At 50.3% G+C, this 21,650-nt stretch carries 17 protein-coding genes; 6 read left to right on the forward strand and 11 right to left on the reverse strand.

The genetic code is table 11. The annotated features are described in order from the left end of the window. Window positions 1–9 precede the first annotated feature (9 nt). From leuS to holA, 3 genes are all read left to right on the forward strand, one after another. Window positions 10–2,472, forward strand: coding sequence for a leucine--tRNA ligase (gene leuS, locus ACGHZ6_RS17265; RefSeq protein ID WP_390619179.1), 2,463 nt, complete (start codon window positions 10–12; stop codon window positions 2,470–2,472). 69 nt (window positions 2,473–2,541) lie between these two features. After that, the gene (lptE, locus tag ACGHZ6_RS17270) at window positions 2,542–3,096 is read left to right on the forward strand and encodes an LPS assembly lipoprotein LptE (RefSeq protein ID WP_390615251.1); all 555 of its coding nucleotides are present in this window, start codon (window positions 2,542–2,544) and stop codon (window positions 3,094–3,096) included. Further along, a complete protein-coding gene (gene holA, locus ACGHZ6_RS17275; protein WP_390615252.1) occupies window positions 3,077–4,117 on the forward strand; it encodes a DNA polymerase III subunit delta in 1,041 nt (346 codons plus the stop codon). The genes lptE and holA overlap by 20 nt, the downstream gene beginning before the upstream one ends. Window positions 4,118–4,129: 12 nt before the next feature. Here the strand turns inward: holA and ACGHZ6_RS17280 are convergent, their stop codons facing one another. The 3 genes from ACGHZ6_RS17280 to ACGHZ6_RS17290 form a co-directional block, all read right to left on the reverse strand. Next, on the reverse strand, window positions 4,130–5,167 hold the full coding sequence (locus ACGHZ6_RS17280; protein WP_390615253.1) for a lipase secretion chaperone: 1,038 nt from the start codon (window positions 5,165–5,167) through the stop codon (window positions 4,130–4,132). Window positions 5,168–5,224: 57 nt separating this feature from the next. Then, complete coding sequence (locus ACGHZ6_RS17285; protein ID WP_390615254.1) at window positions 5,225–6,175, reverse strand: esterase/lipase family protein; 951 nt, start codon at window positions 6,173–6,175, stop codon at window positions 5,225–5,227. Window positions 6,176–6,385: 210 nt separating this feature from the next. After that, on the reverse strand, window positions 6,386–8,668 hold the full coding sequence (locus ACGHZ6_RS17290; protein WP_390615255.1) for an EAL domain-containing protein: 2,283 nt from the start codon (window positions 8,666–8,668) through the stop codon (window positions 6,386–6,388). 586 nt (window positions 8,669–9,254) lie between these two features. Between ACGHZ6_RS17290 and ACGHZ6_RS17295 the strand changes: the two genes are divergently transcribed. Together ACGHZ6_RS17295 and ACGHZ6_RS17300 are read left to right on the forward strand one after the other, a co-directional pair. Then, window positions 9,255–9,854 carry an STAS domain-containing protein gene (locus ACGHZ6_RS17295; RefSeq protein ID WP_390615256.1) on the forward strand — a complete coding sequence of 200 codons (600 nt, stop codon included), beginning with the start codon at window positions 9,255–9,257 and terminating at the stop codon, window positions 9,852–9,854. A 129-nt stretch (window positions 9,855–9,983) separates the two neighbouring features. Next, window positions 9,984–10,301 carry a hypothetical protein gene (locus tag ACGHZ6_RS17300; protein WP_390615257.1) on the forward strand — a complete coding sequence of 106 codons (318 nt, stop codon included), beginning with the start codon at window positions 9,984–9,986 and terminating at the stop codon, window positions 10,299–10,301. Between the two features lie 41 nt (window positions 10,302–10,342). Here ACGHZ6_RS17300 and ACGHZ6_RS17305 read toward each other — a convergent pair whose 3' ends face one another. Genes ACGHZ6_RS17305 through ACGHZ6_RS17325 form a run of 5 tightly spaced genes read right to left on the reverse strand, consistent with a single transcriptional unit; the run spans window position 10,343 to window position 15,467 of the window. After that, the gene (locus tag ACGHZ6_RS17305) at window positions 10,343–10,504 is read right to left on the reverse strand and encodes a YqaE/Pmp3 family membrane protein (protein ID WP_390615259.1); all 162 of its coding nucleotides are present in this window, start codon (window positions 10,502–10,504) and stop codon (window positions 10,343–10,345) included. Between the two features lie 45 nt (window positions 10,505–10,549). Next, complete coding sequence (locus tag ACGHZ6_RS17310) at window positions 10,550–11,929, reverse strand: SLC13 family permease (RefSeq protein WP_390615261.1); 1,380 nt, start codon at window positions 11,927–11,929, stop codon at window positions 10,550–10,552. Further along, window positions 11,926–12,969 carry an AraC family transcriptional regulator gene (locus ACGHZ6_RS17315; protein WP_390615262.1) on the reverse strand — a complete coding sequence of 348 codons (1,044 nt, stop codon included), beginning with the start codon at window positions 12,967–12,969 and terminating at the stop codon, window positions 11,926–11,928. Before ACGHZ6_RS17315 ends, ACGHZ6_RS17310 begins: the two co-directional genes overlap by 4 nt. A 20-nt stretch (window positions 12,970–12,989) precedes the next feature. Further along, window positions 12,990–14,144: a M48 family metallopeptidase gene (locus tag ACGHZ6_RS17320; RefSeq protein WP_390615263.1), complete on the reverse strand. Its 1,155-nt coding sequence runs from the start codon at window positions 14,142–14,144 to the stop codon at window positions 12,990–12,992. A gap of 15 nt (window positions 14,145–14,159) precedes the next feature. After that, window positions 14,160–15,467 carry a YjgN family protein gene (locus ACGHZ6_RS17325; protein ID WP_390615264.1) on the reverse strand — a complete coding sequence of 436 codons (1,308 nt, stop codon included), beginning with the start codon at window positions 15,465–15,467 and terminating at the stop codon, window positions 14,160–14,162. Between the two features lie 274 nt (window positions 15,468–15,741). Between ACGHZ6_RS17325 and ACGHZ6_RS17330 the strand changes: the two genes are divergently transcribed. Further along, entirely contained in the window at window positions 15,742–17,082 is a 1,341-nt protein-coding gene (locus ACGHZ6_RS17330) for a DUF1254 domain-containing protein (protein WP_390615265.1), read from the forward strand. Between the two features lie 22 nt (window positions 17,083–17,104). Here the strand turns inward: ACGHZ6_RS17330 and ACGHZ6_RS17335 are convergent, their stop codons facing one another. The 3 genes from ACGHZ6_RS17335 to ACGHZ6_RS17345 form a co-directional block, all read right to left on the reverse strand. Then, window positions 17,105–18,142, reverse strand: coding sequence for an AraC family transcriptional regulator (locus tag ACGHZ6_RS17335; RefSeq protein WP_390615266.1), 1,038 nt, complete (start codon window positions 18,140–18,142; stop codon window positions 17,105–17,107). Window positions 18,143–18,194: 52 nt separating this feature from the next. Then, on the reverse strand, window positions 18,195–18,950 hold the full coding sequence (locus tag ACGHZ6_RS17340; RefSeq protein ID WP_390619180.1) for a HesA/MoeB/ThiF family protein: 756 nt from the start codon (window positions 18,948–18,950) through the stop codon (window positions 18,195–18,197). A 563-nt stretch (window positions 18,951–19,513) separates the two neighbouring features. Next, the gene (locus ACGHZ6_RS17345) at window positions 19,514–21,637 is read right to left on the reverse strand and encodes a glycoside hydrolase family 2 TIM barrel-domain containing protein (protein ID WP_390615267.1); all 2,124 of its coding nucleotides are present in this window, start codon (window positions 21,635–21,637) and stop codon (window positions 19,514–19,516) included. Between the last annotated feature and the right edge of the window lie 13 nt (window positions 21,638–21,650).

The following is a 21,650-nucleotide window of genomic DNA, read 5'->3' on the forward strand; positions in this document are numbered from 1 at the left end:
TCAGGACAGATGGAAGAGCAATACCAACCGTCAGCCGTTGAAGCCCAAGCGCAAACCGAGTGGGACAACAACCGTAGTTTCGAAGTTACCGAAGATGCCAGCAAAGAGAAGTTCTACTGCCTGGCGATGTTCCCCTACCCCAGCGGCCGACTGCACATGGGCCATGTGCGTAACTACACCATCACCGATGTGATTGCCCGCTACCAGCGTATGCAGGGTAAGAATGTTCTTCACCCCATGGGTTGGGATGCCTTTGGCCTGCCAGCAGAAAACGCCGCCATCAAGAACAACACCGCACCGGCCAACTGGACCTACTCCAACACCGACTATATGCGTACCCAGCTTAAAGAACTGGGCTTTGGTTTTGACTGGTCCCGCGAACTGGCCACCTGTAAGCCCGACTACTACAAGTGGGAGCAGTGGTTCTTTACCCGCCTGTACGAGAAAGGCCTGGTCTACAAGAAGATGGCCACCGTTAACTGGGATCCGGTTGACCAAACCGTACTGGCCAACGAGCAGGTTATCGACGGTCGCGGCTGGCGCTCCGACGCCCTGGTTGAACGCAAGGAAATTCCGCAGTGGTTTATTAAAATCACCGACTACGCCGAAGAGCTGCTGAACGATCTGGACCAACTCGACGAGTGGCCCGAGCAGGTGAAAACCATGCAGCGCAACTGGATCGGCAAGAGCCGCGGTGTGGAGATGACCTTTGACCTCTCCAGCCCTGTTGCCGAGCACAGCGCATTTGATATCTACACCACCCGCCCGGATACCCTGATGGGTGTCACCTATGTGACCCTGGCCGCCGAGCATCCGATCGCACAGGAAGTTGCCAAGAGCAATCCAGAGCTGGCGGCCTTTATTGAAGAGTGCAAAGTACAGTCTGTTGCCGAAGCCGATATGGCGACCATGGATAAAAAAGGCATGGACACAGGCCTGACTGCCCGCCATCCAATCAGTGGCCGCGAAGTACCTGTGTGGGTTGGTAACTATGTGCTGATGAATTACGGTTCCGGTGCTGTGATGGCGGTACCTGCCCACGACCAGCGCGACTTTGAATTCGCCCAGAAATACGGCTTAGCCATTGAGCAGGTGATTGCACCCTCAAACGGCGAAGAGATTGATCTGGCTAAAGAAGCCTTTACTGAAAAAGGCACTCTGGTAAATTCAGATGCGTTCGATGGCCTGGCCTTTGAAGCCGCCTTCGATGCCATTGCCAACAAACTGGAAAGCCTGGGTAAAGGTAAAACCCAAACCAACTTCCGCCTGCGCGACTGGGGTGTCTCCCGTCAACGTTACTGGGGCGCACCGATTCCGATGCTGAATCTGCCTGAGGGCGGAGAAATTCCGGTACCCCTGGAAAAACTACCGGTACTGCTGCCCGAAGATGTGGAAATGGACGGCGTGCACTCACCGATCAAACAGGATCCCGAGTGGCGTAAAACCGAACACAACGGCCAGGCCTGTGAGCACGAAACCGATACCTTCGATACTTTTATGGAATCGAGCTGGTACTACGCCCGCTACACCTGCGCCAACTACGACCAGGGCATGTTGGATCCTGAAGCCGCCAACTACTGGCTGCCCGTTGACCAGTATGTCGGTGGTATTGAGCACGCCATTTTGCACCTGCTGTACGCGCGCTTCTTCCACAAGCTGATGCGTGACGAAGGTCTGGTCAGCAGTGACGAGCCGTTTAAGCGTTTGCTGTGTCAGGGCATGGTGCTGAAAGACGGTACCAAGATGTCCAAGTCCAAGGGCAACACCGTTGACCCACAGGAGCTGATCAACACCTACGGTGCCGACACCGTGCGCCTGTTCACCATGTTTGCTGCACCTCCGGAGCAATCGCTGGAGTGGAACGACGCCGGTGTTGAAGGTGCATTCCGCTTCCTGAAAAAACTCTGGAAGACGGCTCACGGCCACCTCAATGCCGGTGATGCAGCTCAACTGGATGCCGCCAGTCTGAACGACCAGCAGCAAGCACTGCGTCGTAAGACTCACGAGACCATAGCCAAAGTCAGCGACGATTACGGTCGCCGTCAAACCTTCAACACCGCCATTGCCGCCACCATGGAATTGCTCAACGAAGTCGGCAAGCTGGCCGATCGCAGCAACCCACAAGGTCTGGCCGTTGAACGTGAAGCGCTGCAAACAGCTACCTTGCTGCTGTCACCGATTGTGCCGCATATCTGCCACAGCCTGTGGGTTGCCTTTGGCAATACTGACTCAGTTCTGGATGCCGGCTGGCCACAAGTGGATGAAGCTGCGTTGGTTAAATCCAGCATCCAGCTGGTTGTGCAGGTGAACGGTAAGGTTCGCGCAAAAATTGACGTAGCCGCCGATGCTTCTGAGGACAGCATTATCGAAGAGGCCAAGGCCAACGTGAATGTGCAGAAATTCCTCGAAGGTAAAGAAATCAAGATGTGCAAGGTAATTCCGGGTAAACTGGTTACCTTTGCAGTGAAGTAAGTGTTGGCCTCGGCCAACACTGAGTGAACACAAGATAAAAAGCTAAGATAATAATTAAACGGACTATTTATGAAAAAGCTGATTGCTCTGCTGTTATCTACCACCCTGTTAACTGCCTGCGGCTGGCACCTGCGCGGCTCTATCGCCCTGCCGGAAGATCTCGACAGCATCTACCTCAGCGCTGAGGATACCCATGGCACTCTGGTAACCGATATGCGTCGCGCACTGGAATCCAACAATATCGCCATTGTCGATAGCGCCAGCAATGCCAGTTACAGCATTAAACTGCTGAATGAGCGTAGCGAGCGTCGTGCTGCTTCCGTAGGTGGTGATGCCCTGGTCAGCGAATACGAACTGACCATGGAAGTGGACTACAGCATCGAACGCGGTGAAGAGGTTCTGCTGAAGCAAGACACTGCCCGTGCAATTCGCACCTACGACTACGATCGCAATCAGGTGCTGGGCAAAAACGAAGAAGAAAATATTATTCGTGGCGAGCTGCGTAACGAGTTGATTCAACAAATCGTTCGCCGTCTGCGTTTCCTGGCTTCTAACCCACAGCCAAGCACCACCACTGAAGAGTCAGAACAAGCAGAAGCGGCCGATGGCCAAACTGCGTCCTGATCAATTAGCAGGCGCCCTGAAAAAACAGCTGGCGCCTGTTTACCTCGTTTGCGGCGAAGAACCCCTGCTGGTTCAGGAATCCTGCGATACCATTCGTAAAGCCGTTAAAAGCGCGGGCTTTAACGAACACGAACGCTACCACAATGAACCCGGTTTTGACTGGGAGCACCTGCTTACCTCCGCCAATAGTATGTCGCTGTTTGCCGAGCGCAAACTGTTGGAAATCCGTATTGAAAACGGTAAACCCGGCGACAAGGGCAACAAAGCCTTACAAGCCTATTGTGAAGCCCCCAGCGAGGATAATGTCCTGTTAGTGGTTTGCCCAAGCAAACCCGACCAGCGCAGCAAATGGTTTAAATCACTGGAAAAAATCGGCGCGGTAGTACAGGTCTGGCCTATTACCGCCCAGCAATTACCGCGCTGGATCGAGCAACGTCTAAACCAGGCAGGCCTTAATGCCGAACGTGCAGCAGTTGAACTGCTGGCCTCGCGCGTGGAAGGCAACCTGCTGGCCGCCGTACAGGAAATCGAAAAACTCAAGCTGCTGGCCGAAGGCACCATCACTGCTGACACCATTGCCAATATCGTGGCCGACAGCGCCCGCTATGATGTGTTTAACCTGACTGACAAGGCTCTACATGGCGACGCCCGTGCTGCGATTAAAACCCTGCATGGCTTGCGCGGTGAAGGCACCGATGCCACGGTGGTACTCTGGGCACTGGCCCGGGAAGTACGCAGCCTGGCACAAATTTCTCACGCGACCAGTCAGGGGCAGAACTTCGATTGGGCCTGCAAAAATGCCGGCGTCTGGGATAAGCGGAAGCCATTAATGAAAGGCGCCCTGCGCCGTTTGAAGCTGCAGCAACTGCAAATGCTGTTGCGCAAAGCCAACGCCATCGACAAAGCCATTAAAGGTATGCGCGATGCCGATCCCTGGGATGACCTGCTGGATCTCACCTTAAATATCGCCGGTACTTTCAGCCTTACACCATCCGTGCAAAATCTGGCGCTGAAATACTAATTCCCACCATCATCACTGCTGGGCAATAAAGGTTCTGGCAATCGTCTGTTCCTGTGCCGTAGGGAAGTAACGCAGTAGCAGGGCCTGTTGCTCTTCCTCACTGGCATCGCGTGACTGCAATTGCTGCTTTTCCTGCTGATAACGCTCAAACCGCTGACGTAAACTGTCTTTATTGGTTTGATGCTGCATGATCCGCTCTGCAATGACTTCGGGATGCACCAAGGCTAACTGCTGACGTTTTTCCAGTTCAGACAGTGACGAGTTCATGATGGCTTGCGTCTTCTGTACGCTCTGCTGATAACGTTGCTTGCGCACAATAGACTCTTGCAGCGGCTGCGGCAGCTGCCACACCAACGCATCAAGCTGCTGCTGTTTTTGTGCTACCGATAAATCAGTTGCCTGGGTAATGCGCATTTTTTCCAGACTGTACTCGGCGTAGGCCTCTTCATCGGCAAAGAATGCACTAACCGCCTCCGCAGACATATGGGTACGTCGCAGCAGCTTTAATTCATCAAATGTATCCTGCAGCATTTTGTAATGATACGCGGGCGTCTGCGCCGCACGAGCGATGAGGGGTGTGGAGCGCAAAGCCTGAGCGCTTTCCTTGAAGGCCAGGTAATCATCCAGCAACGCCATTAACTCATCAACCGCATGGACCGGTAACTGCTGCTGGGCATAAGCAGAAATAACATCAAATACCGCATGGGGTTCAAGCTCCCCTACGGCACTCAGCATATAATCAAAAAAATCCCGTAACTGGCGATCAATAATTAACTGACCGTTTTCATCTACCTTAAGCTCACCATCAATCTCGGTGCCCGCCCAGGTTGCTATATCTTGCCGTTTTAACTGCGGTACGTCCGACAGCAGCTCAACACTTGAGCCCTTCGACTTAACAACGCCAGTTTGCTGGGATAACGCTGGTTTTGTACTGATAAGTTTAGTACTAACAGCCCTATTACTATCGCCTCCTGACGGAGGTTGGACATAGAAAAAGACACTGATAGTAGTGACAGCTAACGCAACGGAAATAAAGATTCGCTTCGACATCAAAAGACACCAGATCGAAAAACGGGCAGCGCTAACTGCCCGTTATGTGTGTGACACTTAGAGATTTTTGCGCTTTAAACGATTGGCATGTGCCCGATACAGCGACACAGGGTTTAACCACAGCGACCTGACACCCAACATCTGGTTGACTTCATCGAGGTGGTTCATGGCTTTATTGTCGTAAATCACCTGTCCCATATACTGGGAACACTGACTTACCAGGCCGTCATTGGTCTCACCATTAAAGGCCAGACTGGTCAGCGACAGGAAATAATCACTGGGATCAAAGATATTGGTAAACACATCGGTTCCGACCCAGGAGTACATCTTGATGTTATGACCAAAGACATCAATATTTTCCTGCGACTTGCCACAGGCGCTTTGGGTATTTACGCCCCAACCGTGACGAGTATTCAGATCAGCCGAACCAGCAATGGTTAAGGTTTCCATCGCCGCCAAAGCATCCTGCTCTCCATCGCCGTCAGACAATAGATTTAGCAGACTGCCAAAGCCGTTAAAGATGGTTTCAGCCACACTCTCCAAAGGTGAGCCCGGTGGAATAGTGCCACGCACCACATCGGCTACCGGTGAGCCTTTATTGGCACCACCAATGGAGGTGATGGAAGCAATACGCTCAGGGACAAACGTTGCCGCCACACGTGCGGTAGGCGCACCTTGGCTGTGGGCAAAAATATTTACCTTGTTGGCAGGCACATGATTGACCAGGTAATCGGCTAACTCTTGGCCACGTACTTCGCTGTGATTAAACGCAGAAACTTGCGCTGTGTAGACCGTGGCGCCAGAACGCTCGAGGTTGTAACTGATATTGTGCCAGTAATCCACCAGGCCACCGACCGAATCAAAACCACTTAAACCGTGCACTAATACAATGGGGTTTTTGGTTTCGGTATAACCGGCATGACCATGACTGGCAATTAATAAACAACTAATACTGGCGACGGACGTCACCATGCGCTTTACAGAGCGCAGACTATCTCTCATTTTCATTATGGGTACCTAATTATTTTTATTAAACGTTGCGGGCAAAAACATCAGCCCAGCCCCAACTGCTCGGGCCCATACGAGGATGAGGACGAGGGACAAAGACAAAAGAGGACTAAAATCTGCGACCGGGGGGTCAATAGAAATTTAGGTGACAGAGTAAGATATTTGGTGCCTGAAAGTGGGGGCTGACCCGCAGGGTCAGACCCCGGAAGACTAGGCCAGCTCTAAATGAACGACGTTGTTGTCGCTTTCAAAGCCGCCGTGTACCAGGTGCTGCTCGATCTGTTCAGCAGACATGGGTTTGGCGTAGAAGAAGCCTTGTACCTGGTCACAACCACGCTCACGCAACCACTTGGCCTGGTTATCGTATTCAACACCCTCGGCAACCACATTGAGGGACATATTGTGCGCCAGGTTAATGATCGACTTGGCGATAGCGGCATCGTTTTGATTGGTCGCAACATCACAAATAAAGCTGCGATCAATTTTCAGCTTATGAATAGGGAAACGCTTTAAATAAGCCAGAGATGAATAGCCGGTACCAAAATCATCAATCGCCAGAGAAATGCCCATCTGGTTGAGCACATTCATCATATTGATGGTTTCGCTGGCATGCTCCATGGCCGAAGATTCGGTAATTTCCAGCTCAAGGTGTGTAGCCGGCAAACCGGTATCGGCCAAAATCTCAGCAACACGCTCAGGGAAATTCGCCTGCCTAAACTGCCGTGGCGACAGGTTGACGGCCACCTTGCCCGCATAACGCCCTGACTTCAGCCAGGTCTTTTGTTGCTCACAAGCACGACGCAATACCCATTCGCTCAACTGCACAATCAGGCCGGTTTCTTCTGCCAACGGAATAAAATGCGCCGGCGATACCAAGCCGCGCTCTGGATGTTGCCAGCGTACCAACGCCTCCATACCCACAAGGCTATCGGTTTGCAGATCAAATTGCGGTTGATAAAACAGGGTTAACTGATCCTGCTCGATGGCACGACGCAGATCGTTTTCCAGTAACAGGAAGTTCACGGCCGAGGCATTCATACCTTCGGCATAGAACTGGTAATTGTTCTTGCCGCTCTCTTTCGCTTTATACATAGCGATATCAGCGGTTTTTAGCAGTTCATCGGCCTGGGTACCGTCATCGGGGTAGACGCTGATACCGATACTCACCGTGGTGGAGATATCATGCCCCTGAATCGTAATCGGACGCGAAATAGTCGCCAGAATCTTCTGAGCCACAAAGCCGACATCTTCAATGTCGTGAATGCCTTCCAGTACCACAACAAATTCGTCACCACCCAAACGGGCAACGGTATCCATATCACGGACACATTCTTTCAGGCGCTGGGAAATCGCTTTTAACAGCAGATCTCCAGCATCATGCCCCAAGCTGTCGTTGATATACTTAAAGCGATCCAAATCCAGCAACATGGCCACTAATTTGCCACCGCTGCGCTTGGCGCGTGCCAAGCCGTGATTAAGGCGATCGTAAAACAGGGCGCGGTTGGGTAAACCGGTAAGCGCATCGTGAAACGCCATATAATTCAGGCGCGACTGTTGTTCACGCAGAGCATCTTCGGCCTGTTTGCGCTCGGTAATATCCGTACAAATTGAGCAGATACCAAAGACTTTTTCGCTCTTGTCCTTGAGTGGGAACTTAACCATCAGGTAGGTATGCAGGCTGCCATCTTTGTGCATAATCTCCAGCTCAGACTCGACGTTCTGAGTGGCCTGCGACATACCTTGATCTTCTTGCCACAATTCCCTGGCCAATTCGACTGGGAATACATCAAAGACATTCTTGCCGACATAACCTTCTTCATCATCCACAGCCATCAGCTGCTTGTAATACTCACTGGCGAGTATCACGTTGCCGTCGAGATCTTTTACGGCAATCAGGGTCGGAGAATGATAGAGAATGGCTTTCAAATAAGTTTCACTGGCCCACAACGCCTGCTCGGCAACACGGTACTTTTCCGCTTGCTCTTCGTGGTGGCGCATTTCGATCAGCTGGCGGATCAGCAAGGTGCTGAACACCCACACGGTTTCCAGATCATTGGCCGCTTTAATCAGTGAACCCACGTCTTCCTGTGACTCACAGTAGAAAGCCCCGATAGGTTTTCCGGAATCCAGGATAGGATAAATAAGGATTGAGCGGGTTCCCGCAAGATAATCACGCTCAGTAAGGCTTTCAACATCGGCCACATTGGCCATCCACTGCTTACCGGTCACAAAGCTCTGGCGAATAGTGTCGGCCGGCAAGTGCTGCAACTGTGCCATCGGGCGGGAGAGGGAAACAACTTTATCAGAGGAGGAAGTACCAACGGTTTCAACAATTAGCTGATCATCACGGTCAACGACAAGCACCGCGCGACTGACCGCCGGTTTTGCCATGACAAGCTTGATAAGCCTCTCAGCTATCTGCTTTTGATTTAGATCTTTAAACAGCTGCTGAAACTTGCGTATCAGATCAACTGCACCGCTTTTACTTTGCATTGATGCCCAACTACTTGATGGTTAGACGCTTCTTACACTGGCTTACAGTGTTTGGCGCCTTTCCCACGCTGGAATCACCGTAAAAAGGTCACTCCAACACGATAAAAATATTCGCAACCTATTTAGTAGAAGCTCGCAGCCTTTGAGACTTAGGACTTTTATGACTCAATAGTCATAACGCTTCTATAAGGCGGTCAATATATTACCATATTGCATAAAAAACATACACAACAAATTATTTGAGCTGTTTAAAACAGGTTATATCGCCTATATGCATGAAACGCTCAAAATTTTAGAACGATTCACTATAGCCCGTTTATAGGTAACAGCTCAAGACTTATAAAGCGATTTATCACAAAAGACCTATAACCATTTGATTTAAAACATATTTCCTAGAAATATAGTTTTTAACGCTATTCTGAAAAGGGCTATACTCACACCCAATCAACTTGAGGCAAGGAAATAAATGCCAGTAAAATGAGCAGAACGACATCCTTCAGGGTATCGCGATCAATTGCGGCTCAACGCATTACCGCCTTCAACTACAATAATAACGAGGGTCCCACAGGGATCCGGGGCAACAATCATGACCAAGCTAGTGCCGTTTATCGGTGAGGAATATCTTGTGCGAGAAAAGGATGCCAGCAACCAATCCCTCGATAATGCCTTTGATGAGCTCGAAGCGCTCATCGCAGATGAGTTTGAAGAGCTCGATGACTGGGGCGATGAACTGGATGTATTCGATGACAGTTCCGATACTATCAGCGCTGAACTCAGCCAGGATCTGGAGACGCTGAAGCAGGAAACACCGCCAACTGCGACAAAGCCTGCTGCGCCAGCCAGGCCCCAAGCGGCAGCACCAGCCAAGCAAAAACCTTATACACTGGAAACCATTGACGGCGGTGACGGGCTATTACTGCGCCTTAAAGGAAAGGTCGATTTCAGCTCCCGGGATCTTATCTATCACTTTATCCGCGACATTCGCGAAGGCACGACCAAACACTACGATCTGGATTTGGCACAATGCCCATTGATCACCGTCACCGGCATTAGCCTGTTACTGCTGTTAAAAGAAGCCACCGCTGAACGGAAAGTAGAAATCACCCTGAGTAACTGCCAACCCAAAGTCTATCAGGCTTTGCATTGGGCAGGCATGGATAAGCATTTTCTGGTCGCACCTGTTTAACCCACACACCTGATTATTTTTTAGCCGCCCCTGTATGGAAGCAGGGGTATCTATTCCCCATGGTTCTTGGACGCAGGTTGGCGAACTCTTTATCCTGCTGGCAATCCAATCTCAATACTCAGGGACAATATGACAAGGCTGTTATTGACGCAGAAAACACTGTCAGGCGTAGCACTGCTACTAACCTGTGTGACCGCCTGGAGCGCAAGTAAGCAGATCGCCGTAGAAGTTGAATTTGTTGAAAGCGGCACAAGTATTGGGCAAGACGAGCAAACCAATACTCTGCATTTCAATTCAAGAACCCCGGCAAGTGCCCAACTGAGCATCGAAAGCCGAGGCAGAGAAATCGTGCTGCACTATCCCATTGTCCACAACAACAAGATTCACAATAGCCGGATTGAGGATTTGGGATCGAACGCTGAAAGCATCACTCTGACCTACTATTAACATCTCTCAATTAAGCGTAGGCCAGAGTAAGCAGGTAACGCTTACTTCAAGTTTACCCACAGAGCGTGTACAACGCCCGGGAAGAACATCAGTAGACACAATACAATATTGATCACCAGATCTTTACCTGCGCCCTTTTTCAGAAATACCGCCACCGGTGGTAACAACAACGACAAGATAATGAGTACTAACTTATTGTCCATAATATTTCCTTGTTAATGATGAATAATGAATAAGTCTTGGCCCGTCTACGCTACCAGAAAATAGATAACACTGGTAATCACAGCCGCTCCCAGTAAATTTAATCCAATCCCTTCCCGAGACATTTGCGCCACGGTCAGGCGCCCCGATGCCATTACCAAGGCATTAGGTGCAGTTGCTACCGGTAACATAAAGGCACAACTGGCACTGAAGGCGGCAGGAATCATCAACAGCGCAGGATCAATATTGGCTCCTATGGCTGCGGCCCCCAGTATCGGCATCAACAACGTTGTCGTCGCCGTATTACTGGTCACCTCGGTCATAAAGGTGACCCCAAGGCAAATACAGAAAATCAGCAGCAGCACAGGCAAACTTGCCAGCTCAGCCAATTGATTGCCCAGCGCCTGACTCAGCCCCACTTCCATAAAGGCTTTGGCCAGCGTAATGCCGCCAGCAAACAACAGCATTACGCCCCAGTGAATACTGCTGGCGGTGGGCCAATCCAGTAAACGCTGACCTTTACCATCAGGGCAAATACATAACACCACCACCGCCATTAAGGCCACAGAGGCATAGTTGGCTGTGGGTAATTCAAAAAAGCCACTCCAGCCGCCAAAGGGATTTTTTAACGTCATCCACGCTAAAATTGTGCAGGCAAAAATAATCAGTACACGCTTTTCAGCGATAGACATAACGCCTGGCTGGGGGATGGTAATGTTCTCGGCCGATTTAAGCCCTCGGGTTAACCACAAACCTGCCAAGGGCAGGAACAACAGAACCACCGGTAACCCAATGCCCATCCAGGTAAGGAAATCTTTTTCCAACCCGGTGACCTCTTTATAGACACTCATAAACACCAAATTGGGAGGTGTACCAATTGGCGTTCCCATGCCGCCAATACTGGCGGAGAAAGCAATGCCCAACAGCAAGGCTACCGTTAAGCGTTCGCTGTCAGCGCCCTTTACTCCTTCAATAATTGCCAGCGCCACCGGTAGCAGCATCACCGTCGTGGCGGTATTGGAAATCCACATAGACAGGAATGCCGAAGCCGCCATAAAGCCAAACACCAGGCGCTTGGGACTATGGCTACCAAAGGCATGTAACATCATTAACGCGATACGCCGATGTACGCCACTTTTTTCCATGGCCTTGGACATAATCGCACCGCCGACCAGCAGTAAAATAATAGGGCTGCCATAGGCCAAGGCCACCTGCTTGCCATCGAGAACCCCTGCGATCGGGAAAAAGCCCATAGGGATCAGTGAGGTTGCTGGGATAGGGATGGGCTCAAAAATCCACCAGAGCGCGCACAATACTGTGACGCCCCCCACTAACGAAGCCTGGGATGACCAGCCATAAGCCTGCATCAGCATAAAGGTAGCCACAGCCACCAACGGGCCAAACCAAATGGCTTGAGGTTTGTTCACGATGTAATATCCTTTCCTGCTTTTGATTTTTCCTGCCTGTAGTCAGTCGGACTCATGGCAAACCAGCGGCGAAATACGCGGCTAAAGTTGCTGGCATCCCGAAAACCCAGACGGAAAGCAATATCGGTAAAACTTAATTGGCTGTTCACCACCAATTGTTCGGCCATATCCTTGCGCACTTCATCCATCAACTGACGATAACCGCTACCTTCAGCAATGAGTCGCCGCTGTAGGGTACGCCCACTCATGTTAAGTTTGCTGGCCACCATATCCAGTGTTGGCTCCTGCAAAGACATTAAGCTCATAATTTCCTGCCGCAGCTGCAGTATTAACGGGCTACCGCCCAAACGATCCAGGTAATCGGACAGGGTTTTCTGCAGTGCCGCTTCCAGCGGCGGATTGGCATGGGGAGAAGGCGCTCGAACATCCTCTTTAGTGGTGCAGATAATTTGACTTTTAAGACAATCAAACCGAACCTCAGCCCCTAAAATGCGCTCATACTCACTGGCATCTACAGGTTGTGGCCGAGCCATATCTATAGATTCGATCACGACCCTTGTTCCCATACGAGCCAACATCCCATTCACTACCGCGGCAACCGTAGCATCCACCGCTTCGGGGATATGATTGAGAAACGTATCGACATCTATACGCAATTGGTTATGGCCAACCAAATGCAACTGCACATCAATTCCTGTACTCAGTACATCCAGATATTTTTGTAAATACTGGGCCCCTGCCTCAAGAGTGGGTGCTGCATCAATCAAAGTATCTAGCGCATAGAGAGAGGCATTTGCCAAGTACTGGGGCACCCGTAAACCAAAAGCAGGATCATCAGTCGCGGTAGCAGCCAATCCCCAAAAGCGCTCCATCTTTTTTATCGGCACCCTGGCCTCTGGGTCGGCCAGCAGCATAGGATCAATCCCCACCTCCTCAATCAGCGGTTTGGGATCGACGCCGGCGGCACTGACAGTTCTGATCACTGTTGCCACCCAACTGCTCAGGGTTGAAGGGTCTTCTGGGTATTTGGAGCTGGCCATAACGCTAATCTAAATAGAACTTACCGAAACTGCTGTAAGCGCTCCGCCGTTGTGGGGTGGGAAGAGAAATAATCCAACACACTATCCATGCTGGAATCAGAAGACTCATCACTACCATTATTTTCTTCACAGTGTTCCAATGTAGACTTCTGCTCTGTTGCCTCTGCGCTTTCTTCAATAACCTCTTCAGCGGCCTCTTCTTCATCAGCCTTATCAAATTTCACCTGACAGGCAATGCTTGCTTCAAGGCGCGTCATTAAATTTACAAAATGGATAGGTTCAATATTATTGGCTTTCATATATGCCAGCGCGTAATCGTCAGATTCACGCTCGAAATCCCGGGAGTAGGACATCTGTGTAAGAATCAACGGTAATGCCACCAACAGCTCTGAGGTGGTAGAGATATCGCCGGTAATCGCTACGAGAAGAAAGGCCAGTATAGAATCCTGGATAGCCAACCTCATGCCGTGGTGATGCACAACATGGCCAATTTCATGGGCCAAGACAGCAATCAACTCATCGTCATTTTTTGCCAACTGAACCATTTGATCGGTAAAAATCATGGTGCCATCCGGCAAGGCAAATGCATTGGCACCTACACGCCCACCATCACGGAATAACACACGCAACGGCTCCCCCGGATGCGCCGCAAGCACGGGCGCAAAACTCTCTGCCAGCCGCTGTTTGACATCCTCATCCAGGGTCGAGGGCTTCATAAATGTTTTATCGAGCATGTCCAGTGTCTGCTCACTGGCAAACTCACTGACCTGATGGGGCAACATCTTGGCAACATGTTTAGCCGTCGCGGGCACGCCATAAACCACCACGGCCCAACTAAACAACACCACCACCCCTAAGGTGAGCAGTACATAGTGCCAATGGGTCTCGAGTTTGTGAATCCACTGCTGGACCGGGCTGGGATTGATCTGTTGGCAGCACTGATCAAGCGTATCGTTATCTGCACACTCAAACTTGCCACCATTGGGAAAGTACACATAGCGGGGGGTATTGCCGAGGCGCGGCGATACTTTTAAGGCAGAAAAATCGCCACTGAAGACACAGCGGCGATCCGGCTGCAGGTAGAGCTTGGTCATGCCGCTGCCATCAATATAGCAACTGGCCTCTACCTGCTGTGAGGTTTTTCCATCAAACCATTTGCCGTTTAAGGTATACATCCGCTTAACGACTCGTTACAAACCGATATCAAAGGCAAACAGCTCACCGATCTCTTCACCCAGCGCATTGACATGCTCGGCTTCTTCGGCAACGAAGCTGTTCAAATCACCATCGGCGATAAAGGTTAAGTGCTCGGCCTTATAACGTGCACTGCGCACCTTGGCCCAGGGGATAAACAAACCTAACGTCAGAATGATACCCAACGTATTGGTCAACAGTAACAGGGCGTAGGACTTCACATCGTAGAAGCAGTGGAAACCGTGGGTGCGAATACCACTGGCGTTGTAAATAATATTGGCCTGTTTAACCGCGAAGTAGGCAAAGATCGCCAGGTAAACAATCACCGTACCAATCGCCGCCAATGCGGGAGTCAGTGCGCCTAAAACAGCCGCGGCTATACCACCACCTACAGCAATCGCCAGTACCATAAGGAATAACATGTAAAAATCTTTCGCTTCAGCGTCGAAGGTAAATTTGCTGGTGCCGTAACTGGAGTTTTCCACCACAAATCGCTTCTGACGGTAGAAGGCATAAGGAGCCAGTAAACCCAAGGTAAGCGGCACTAACAACGGCCAACCGATAAAGACTTTTACCGCTTCACCAATTTTGCCGGTAAAGTTAAAACGAATATTGCGATAAGCACTGTTTCTGGCATTAAAGGCCAATGAACGCACCACTAACCAGGGTAACAAGACTAATAACAACAGACCCATCACCATACCGGCAACAACACTGACCTGACCGGAGACACTGTAGAGCACTAAGAAGATAAAGGCGATAATCCGCCCCTGCAGAATTTTGACGGGATTGGCCAGGTATTCAAAACTGGCGCCATCGAGTTGGGTATTGCCGTAAAAATATTGTTTATTACGCACCTTGGCCCAGGCAGAATAAATCCCCAGGGTTACAATGGTCAGGAAAATATTGACGATCCAAATCTTAAAGTATTCCTTACCATTACCGGAGAACTGGAAGGGAATTTCACGGACATCTTCGCCAGCTTCTGCGACGGCCGCCATATCGGCTGCGTCTTCAGCAACAGCCTCGTCCTCTGTTGTTTCTTCTGGCAAAGAGACCTCTTCGGCAATTGCCTGAGACTCAATCACAGTAAGGGCGCCCACCTTTTCCAGTGCGCGCTGATACTTATCAGCCGTTTGCTGGTCCAGCCCTGGTTTGATGGTGACTTTGGAAGAAGCAAAAATCTGCTCGACTTTTTCTTCCGTCAGAGAGAATAAATTGATAAACCCCTGTTTGACCGACTGCAGGTCAAAACCGTCGAGGATTTCCCCATAAAAAACTACATCATAGCGATCTTGAGACATAGCGCCCCTCCAGAATCCAGATTTTCGTTATAAGCTTCCCTACTGATGCCTCTCCAGGCGATTTCCTGATGTGTATCAGTCGCTAAATAGTACCAGTCAGCCGTTTATCTGGCCATATCTGCACGTCTCTTCATTACACGACAATCACACCACTACCCTGTCGCCTGAAAGCAAGGAATCCTGTGCTATCGCCGTAAAATCGATCTAAACGCCTGTTCATATAAAGAGCGCCATATAAAAAACCAACAGAGAGACTTACAGAGAAATAAGGCTTATGAAAAAGTTTGTCCTGCTTGCCGCTGCCGCTGGAGCCCTGGGCCTCCTTGGGCAACATACGGTATCCACACTGAAAACCACAGCAGAAGCTTATGTGTATGGCTATCCCCTGGTTATCATGGAGGCAACCCGTAAAGCCACCGCGACCACTGCCAACATACTGAGTCACAACCGCACCTTCCCCGACCATAACTTCCGTGCCGTGGTGCGCCCCAATAATGACACCCTCTATTCCACCAGCTGGATTGATCTGACCCAGGAGCCGCAGGTACTCAGCGTTCCCGATACCGGGGACCGCTATTATGTGATGCCCTTTATGGATGCCTGGACCAATGTCTTTGCCAGCGTAGGCACCCGCACCACCGGTAACCAGGCTGGAGAATACGCCCTGGTCGGCCCAGACTGGCATGGCCAGCTGCCGGAGGGCTTAACACCCATTAACGCACCGACCAATATGGTGTGGTTAATTGGCCGCACACAAACCAACGGTCACGACGATATTAACGTTGTCGCTGAACTGCAGCAGCAATTCCGCCTTACCGGCTTAACGCAGTGGCAAGCTGGCACTGAGACTGCTACAGCCAACAATAGTGAGTTGACATTGAACAACGATGAGATCGCGCCGGTTGATCAAGTTGAAGCCATGGATGCTCAAACCTTCTTTACTGCACTCAATCAGATTATGGGCGAACAAGCGCCAGCCAAAGCTGATCAGCCATTGCTTGATCGTGTCGCATCACTGGGTATAGGCCCCAATGCCAAGCTCACCGATAGTACCTTTACCCTGATGCTGATGAACAAAGCCATAGAACTGGCGCGAGATAAGTTTGCCGCAACTATAGCCTCAAAAAGCGATAGCCAAACCAGCTGGGAATTAATTCGCGAAGGCATCGGTAATTACGGCACTGATTACAAGACCCGCGCCTTTGTTGCCAAAATAGGCTTGGGGGCTCTACCACCGGGGGAAGCCATGTACCCCAATACGGACAATGACAGTAAGGGCCAGGCACTACACGGCCAACATAATTACCGCATCCATTTTGCCGCCGGACAAACACCACCGGTCGATGCCTTTTGGTCCATCACCCTGTACGACGAACAGGGCTTTATGACCAACAACCCGATTCAGCGTTACGCCATCGGTGACAGAAATCAGCTCACCTATAACGATGACGGCTCTCTGGATATTTATGTTCAGCGAGGTCAACCAGTGTCAGGACAGGAAAACTGGTTACCCAGCCCTGAAGCCCCCTTTTCGCTGACCATGCGCATCTACCTGCCGCAACAGGCAGTATTGGCTGGCGACTGGAATTTGCCTGCTATCCAGAAGATCAATTAATACTTGGAAGGAATTAGCACCGCTAAGAGGCCGACTGCTGACGAAAATCGCTGGGTGACATCCCCACCCAGCGTTTAAAGACGCGGCTAAAATTACTCGCGTCACGAAAGCCCAGGCGAAAAGCGATATCGGTAAAACTCAGTTCACTTTTTTGCACCAGCTGCTCGGCCATTTCACGACGGACTTCATCGACCAACTGCCGATAACCACTGTTTTTCGCCACCAGCTTGCGCTGCAAAGAGCGACCACTCATATTAAAACTCTCTGCCACTCGGTCCAGTGAAGGCTCCTCCACCGTCATCAGCGACATAATCTCGCTTCTTACCCGACTCAGCAGGTTATTATCTTCCATGCGCTTCAAATAATCCGCTAACACCGATTGCAGCGCACTTTCCAGATTGGAATTGGCTGAAGGCATGGATTTGGTTTCACTACCACTACAGTGCAACCTGAATCCCAAACGATTCTGCCCAAAACGCACAGGCCCACCCAATAACCGCTCATACTCAGCGGCATTATCAGGTTCCAGACGCGGGGTATAGATCTCCAATACCGAAATACGATTTCCCATACGCAGCATCATACCGCTAATAAACAACGCCAAGACAGCATCGGCAGCCTCTGGCATGGGCTCTTCTTCCGCATCTGGCATTAGCGAATCGAACTTCACCTCATATTCGTCTTCGCGAATTTTGTGTAAATCCAACTCAATACCGGTGCTGATCACCGCCGAGTATTTCAACAGGTGTTTCCAACCGTCGATAAAGGTCGGTGCAACCTCCATCAAGGTATTAATGGCGTAAAGGGAAGCATTACTGAGATGTTCCGGCACACGTAAACCAATAGCACTATCGCCGGTGTGCTCCACAGCCAGACGCCAGAGAATACGCATCTTGCGAATAGGCACACGCGCTTCCGGGTCCGCTAACACCATAGGGTCAATGCCAGCGGTTTCCAGTAACGGCTTAGGATCTACACCAGCCGCACTGATGGTGCGCACAACAGCTACCACCCAGCCACTGAGGGAGGAAGGTTCGTCGGGAAATTTCTGAGTACTCATGACAATAGTGTAATCGGCGAGAGCCGCGCTAAACCACAGACTTTACAAAAGTTTAGCGCTTCTCAGCAGACCCACAAACCGGGCAGCCAGGATCCCGAGGCAGCTTGAGCTCTCGCCACTGCATGGAACGGGCATCCAGCGTCAATAAGCGCCCGGATAACGGCTCGCCAAATTCGGCAATCAACTTGATGGTTTCCAAAGCCTGCACCGAGCCAATAATGCCCACCAGCGGGGCCAATACACCGCTTTCGGCACAGCTGAGATTTTCGTCATCAATATCTTCATACAGACAGCGATAACACGGGGTATTGCCTTGACGAGGATCGAAAACAGATACCTGTCCTTCCAGACGAATCGCGGCCCCCGAAACCAGAGGCGTTTTCTGCGCTACACACGCCGCATTGATGGCGTGGCGAGTAGTGAAGTTATCGGTACAATCCACCACCACATCGGCCGCAGCAATCTGCTGCTGCAGGGCATCACCCGTCAGCTTCTCGGTAATACACACAGTATTGATACTTGGGTTGAGGCCCTGAATCATTTTCTCTGCCGATTCAGCTTTATTGTGACCAATGCGGTCGCCGGTATGGGCAATCTGGCGCTGCAGATTGCTGAGGTCCACCTCATCGAAGTCGGCCAATACCAGCGTACCTACTCCGGCACTCGCCAGATACATAGCCACCGGGCATCCTAAACCACCGAGCCCCACAATAAGAACCTTTGCTGCTAGCAGCTTCTCCTGCCCTTCCACATCCATCTGAGGTAGCATAATTTGGCGGCTATAACGGAGGAGTTGATCATCATTCATACAGGGGCCCAATACAACTTTATCGATAATAGCTGCCATTTTGCCAAACCATTGGTGAATCTACCATGTTTACCGGTGCCAACTGGAGGTTCGTCTATTTAAATTCGGAGGCAGCCGGTGGAGCTGTTCTTCGCGCCCATAAGCGGCAGGCAAAAGTCAGCGCTACATAAACTCGCAAAAAACGCTCAGACAACTTCCGCGACTACCCTGACTTTTGCCTGCCGCTTAAGCAATGGGCTGATTGCTACGAACAGCTCCACCGGCTGCCTCCTTCCTCTGTGCAACTACTAACAATCATTTATATATCTGAGGGTAGGTTTACCCAAGGGCGGGTAGTGCCAGCGACCAATCAGGATGCGTTTAAGACTTGTCCTGGGGCGGGAGCGTTTACGAGGACTGTTTGAGTGTTGTCCGCGAGTTCCGCAGTGCGAGCACCCCAGGACAAGTCTTGCAGCCGGGAGCAGGTACTACCCGCCCTTGGGTAAACCGGGGTAATAGCACAAACAAAAAAAGGCCCCAGAAAAGGGGCCAAAGAGATATGAGATAAAGAAAAGGAAAATATATTAATTCGTTGCCTGCGAAACTCGAGATTCTTTCTGCTTGTGGTAATAGTCCTTCAGCACAAAGAACGCTTTTTTCTTCTCGCCTGAATCAGACACCAAGCCTTTACGATTATAGGTATCCTGTATACCGTTTAACTGACGGTAAGGCGAACGGAAATCTTTCAACACCCACGGCGACATGCCCTGCACAAACTCGCTCTGCTCCAGCATAGACAGCTGAGCACGATAAACTTTCTCCTGGTACTCTTCAGACCAGATTGTCGCCTTATCAGAATTTAAACCCGCTTTGGCACCAGCACCAAATTCGGAAATAATCATCGGCTTACCAAAGCTATTGGCAAAACGAATACTCGGCATAACATCAAACATGGCCTTGCGGATCACATCTTCACCTACGGGTAACATGCGAGCAATAAAAGAAGAGTAGTACCAACCGAAGTATTCGTTATAACCCACCACATCGACGATATTACCCAGAGGGTCATCAATCATCACCACTGCTGGCTCACGAAGCACGGCAGCCATGGCCTCTTGAGGATTACCTGCAGTACCACCTTCTTTTGCATGCTGCTTTTGCACAAACGCCATCAGTTTTTGCTTATCCGCCGCTGCAACTTCAGGGTCCATCAAAATATTGGCTACCAAACGTTTGATAACTTCTTCGAATTCTTCAGAGATATTACCAATCAACGCCGCGGTAATCAGACGATCACTCTCGTCCAGCTCTTCCACGGTGTCGGCCAGCATTTTCAGGAAATTGTAGCGCTCTGTAGTGCGAGGAAAGGTTTCGTTAGCAATAGACCACAGTACGACGGACGCACGATTCAGATCACGACTCACGTTATCAGTAATTTGTGTCTTGGCTATTTTTTGTGTTTTCGGGTTATCCCAGTCAATCAGTGAAACGATAGGAATTTCACTCCAGACCATTAAACCGATTTCATCGGCCAGACGAACAGTATGTTCGTTGTGTGGGTAGTGGGCCAGGCGAACAAAGTTCGCGCCCATTTCTTTAATGAGTGCGAATTGCGCCTCAGCATCGGCGCGGCTATTAGCCATACCTTTACGCAGCAGGGTTTCTTCGTGCATGCTGATGCCGTGTAACTTAACCACCTCACCGTTAAGCACAATCTGCTTACCGCGGGTTTCGATGGTACGGAAACCGATGCTATCTTTCAGGATCTTGTCGCCATGAGCTACCTGAACCGTGTACAACTTCGGATTCTCAGGAGACCACAGCAGCAAGTTGGCTTTAGCAGAAAACGCTGCACGGCCATTTCCATCCGTTTTTGTGTTAACGACGATATCCGCTTCAGGTATTTTTACAGTCACCTTCTGACGAGCTGCTTTTTCCCCGCCTTCCAGCTGAACCCAGCCTTTGATCAAACCTTTTTCACGGTCGGCCAGATAAACATGGTATTGGCCGATATGGGTTTCAGGAACGGAGACCAAACTGACATCACGGGTGATGCCGCCATACTTCCAGAAATCCGATGAGCCTTTGGTAGGAACCGTTGTATCATCCAAAAACGCATCAACCCGTACCATTAACTCGTTTTTGCCTGACGCGATATGGTCAGTAATATCAAAATTGAACGCAACATAACCACCTTCGTGGCGACCGATTGGCTTACCATTAATAAAAACTTCGGTGATATAGTTAGCCCCATCAAAATGCAGGTAGTAGCGCTCTCCTGTTTTTTTATTCACTTCCAGCGGGCGCTGATAAATTACTGCATCACGATAACGGTCCAGCACTTCCATCTGACTATTCCAGTCGCCAGGTACGCGTAATTGCAGTCCATCGTCAAAACTGATTTCATAAAGCGACATACCCGAGCCAGGTTTTATCCCGTCTTTGAAATACCCTTGCCCCAAGGCGAACCTCAACGCTTTACCTGCTTCATCGATAACAATATCCCAATCACCGTTTAGCATTTGACGATTACGGCTATCAATATTGATTAAAAGTGGATCCGGCTCCGAAAAATCGTATTTTTGGCCTGAGAAGAAAGCCATTAAATCATCACCTTCTCCTTCCTTTTCTTCTGCATGACCACTAAACGCAAAACATGCTGCCGATATCGATAGTCCCAACGAGACTTTTCGTTTTAAGCTTTTCATCACTCTTAACATC

The organism is Maricurvus nonylphenolicus (assembly GCF_042854845.1).
Lineage (GTDB): Bacteria > Pseudomonadota > Gammaproteobacteria > Pseudomonadales > Cellvibrionaceae > Maricurvus > Maricurvus nonylphenolicus.

Excerpts from the sequence above, each read along its gene's own strand:
- ACGHZ6_RS17290 (WP_390615255.1), bottom strand. The coding sequence starts at position 8,668 with ATGCAAAGTAAAAGCGGTGCAGTTGATCTGATACGCAAGTTTCAGCAG.
- lptE (WP_390615251.1), top strand. The coding sequence starts at position 2,542 with ATGAAAAAGCTGATTGCTCTGCTGTTATCTACCACCCTGTTAACTGCC.
- ACGHZ6_RS17315 (WP_390615262.1), bottom strand. The coding sequence starts at position 12,969 with ATGGCCAGCTCCAAATACCCAGAAGACCCTTCAACCCTGAGCAGTTGG.
- ACGHZ6_RS17295 (WP_390615256.1), top strand. The coding sequence starts at position 9,255 with ATGACCAAGCTAGTGCCGTTTATCGGTGAGGAATATCTTGTGCGAGAA.
- leuS (WP_390619179.1), top strand. The coding sequence starts at position 10 with ATGGAAGAGCAATACCAACCGTCAGCCGTTGAAGCCCAAGCGCAAACC.
- ACGHZ6_RS17305 (WP_390615259.1), bottom strand. The coding sequence starts at position 10,504 with ATGGACAATAAGTTAGTACTCATTATCTTGTCGTTGTTGTTACCACCG.
- ACGHZ6_RS17330 (WP_390615265.1), top strand. The coding sequence starts at position 15,742 with ATGAAAAAGTTTGTCCTGCTTGCCGCTGCCGCTGGAGCCCTGGGCCTC.
- ACGHZ6_RS17285 (WP_390615254.1), bottom strand. The coding sequence starts at position 6,175 with ATGAAAATGAGAGATAGTCTGCGCTCTGTAAAGCGCATGGTGACGTCC.
- ACGHZ6_RS17320 (WP_390615263.1), bottom strand. The coding sequence starts at position 14,144 with ATGTATACCTTAAACGGCAAATGGTTTGATGGAAAAACCTCACAGCAG.
- ACGHZ6_RS17335 (WP_390615266.1), bottom strand. The coding sequence starts at position 18,142 with ATGAGTACTCAGAAATTTCCCGACGAACCTTCCTCCCTCAGTGGCTGG.
- ACGHZ6_RS17325 (WP_390615264.1), bottom strand. The coding sequence starts at position 15,467 with ATGTCTCAAGATCGCTATGATGTAGTTTTTTATGGGGAAATCCTCGAC.
- holA (WP_390615252.1), top strand. The coding sequence starts at position 3,077 with ATGGCCAAACTGCGTCCTGATCAATTAGCAGGCGCCCTGAAAAAACAG.
- ACGHZ6_RS17280 (WP_390615253.1), bottom strand. The coding sequence starts at position 5,167 with ATGTCGAAGCGAATCTTTATTTCCGTTGCGTTAGCTGTCACTACTATC.
- ACGHZ6_RS17345 (WP_390615267.1), bottom strand. The coding sequence starts at position 21,637 with ATGAAAAGCTTAAAACGAAAAGTCTCGTTGGGACTATCGATATCGGCA.
- ACGHZ6_RS17300 (WP_390615257.1), top strand. The coding sequence starts at position 9,984 with ATGACAAGGCTGTTATTGACGCAGAAAACACTGTCAGGCGTAGCACTG.
- ACGHZ6_RS17340 (WP_390619180.1), bottom strand. The coding sequence starts at position 18,950 with ATGAATGATGATCAACTCCTCCGTTATAGCCGCCAAATTATGCTACCT.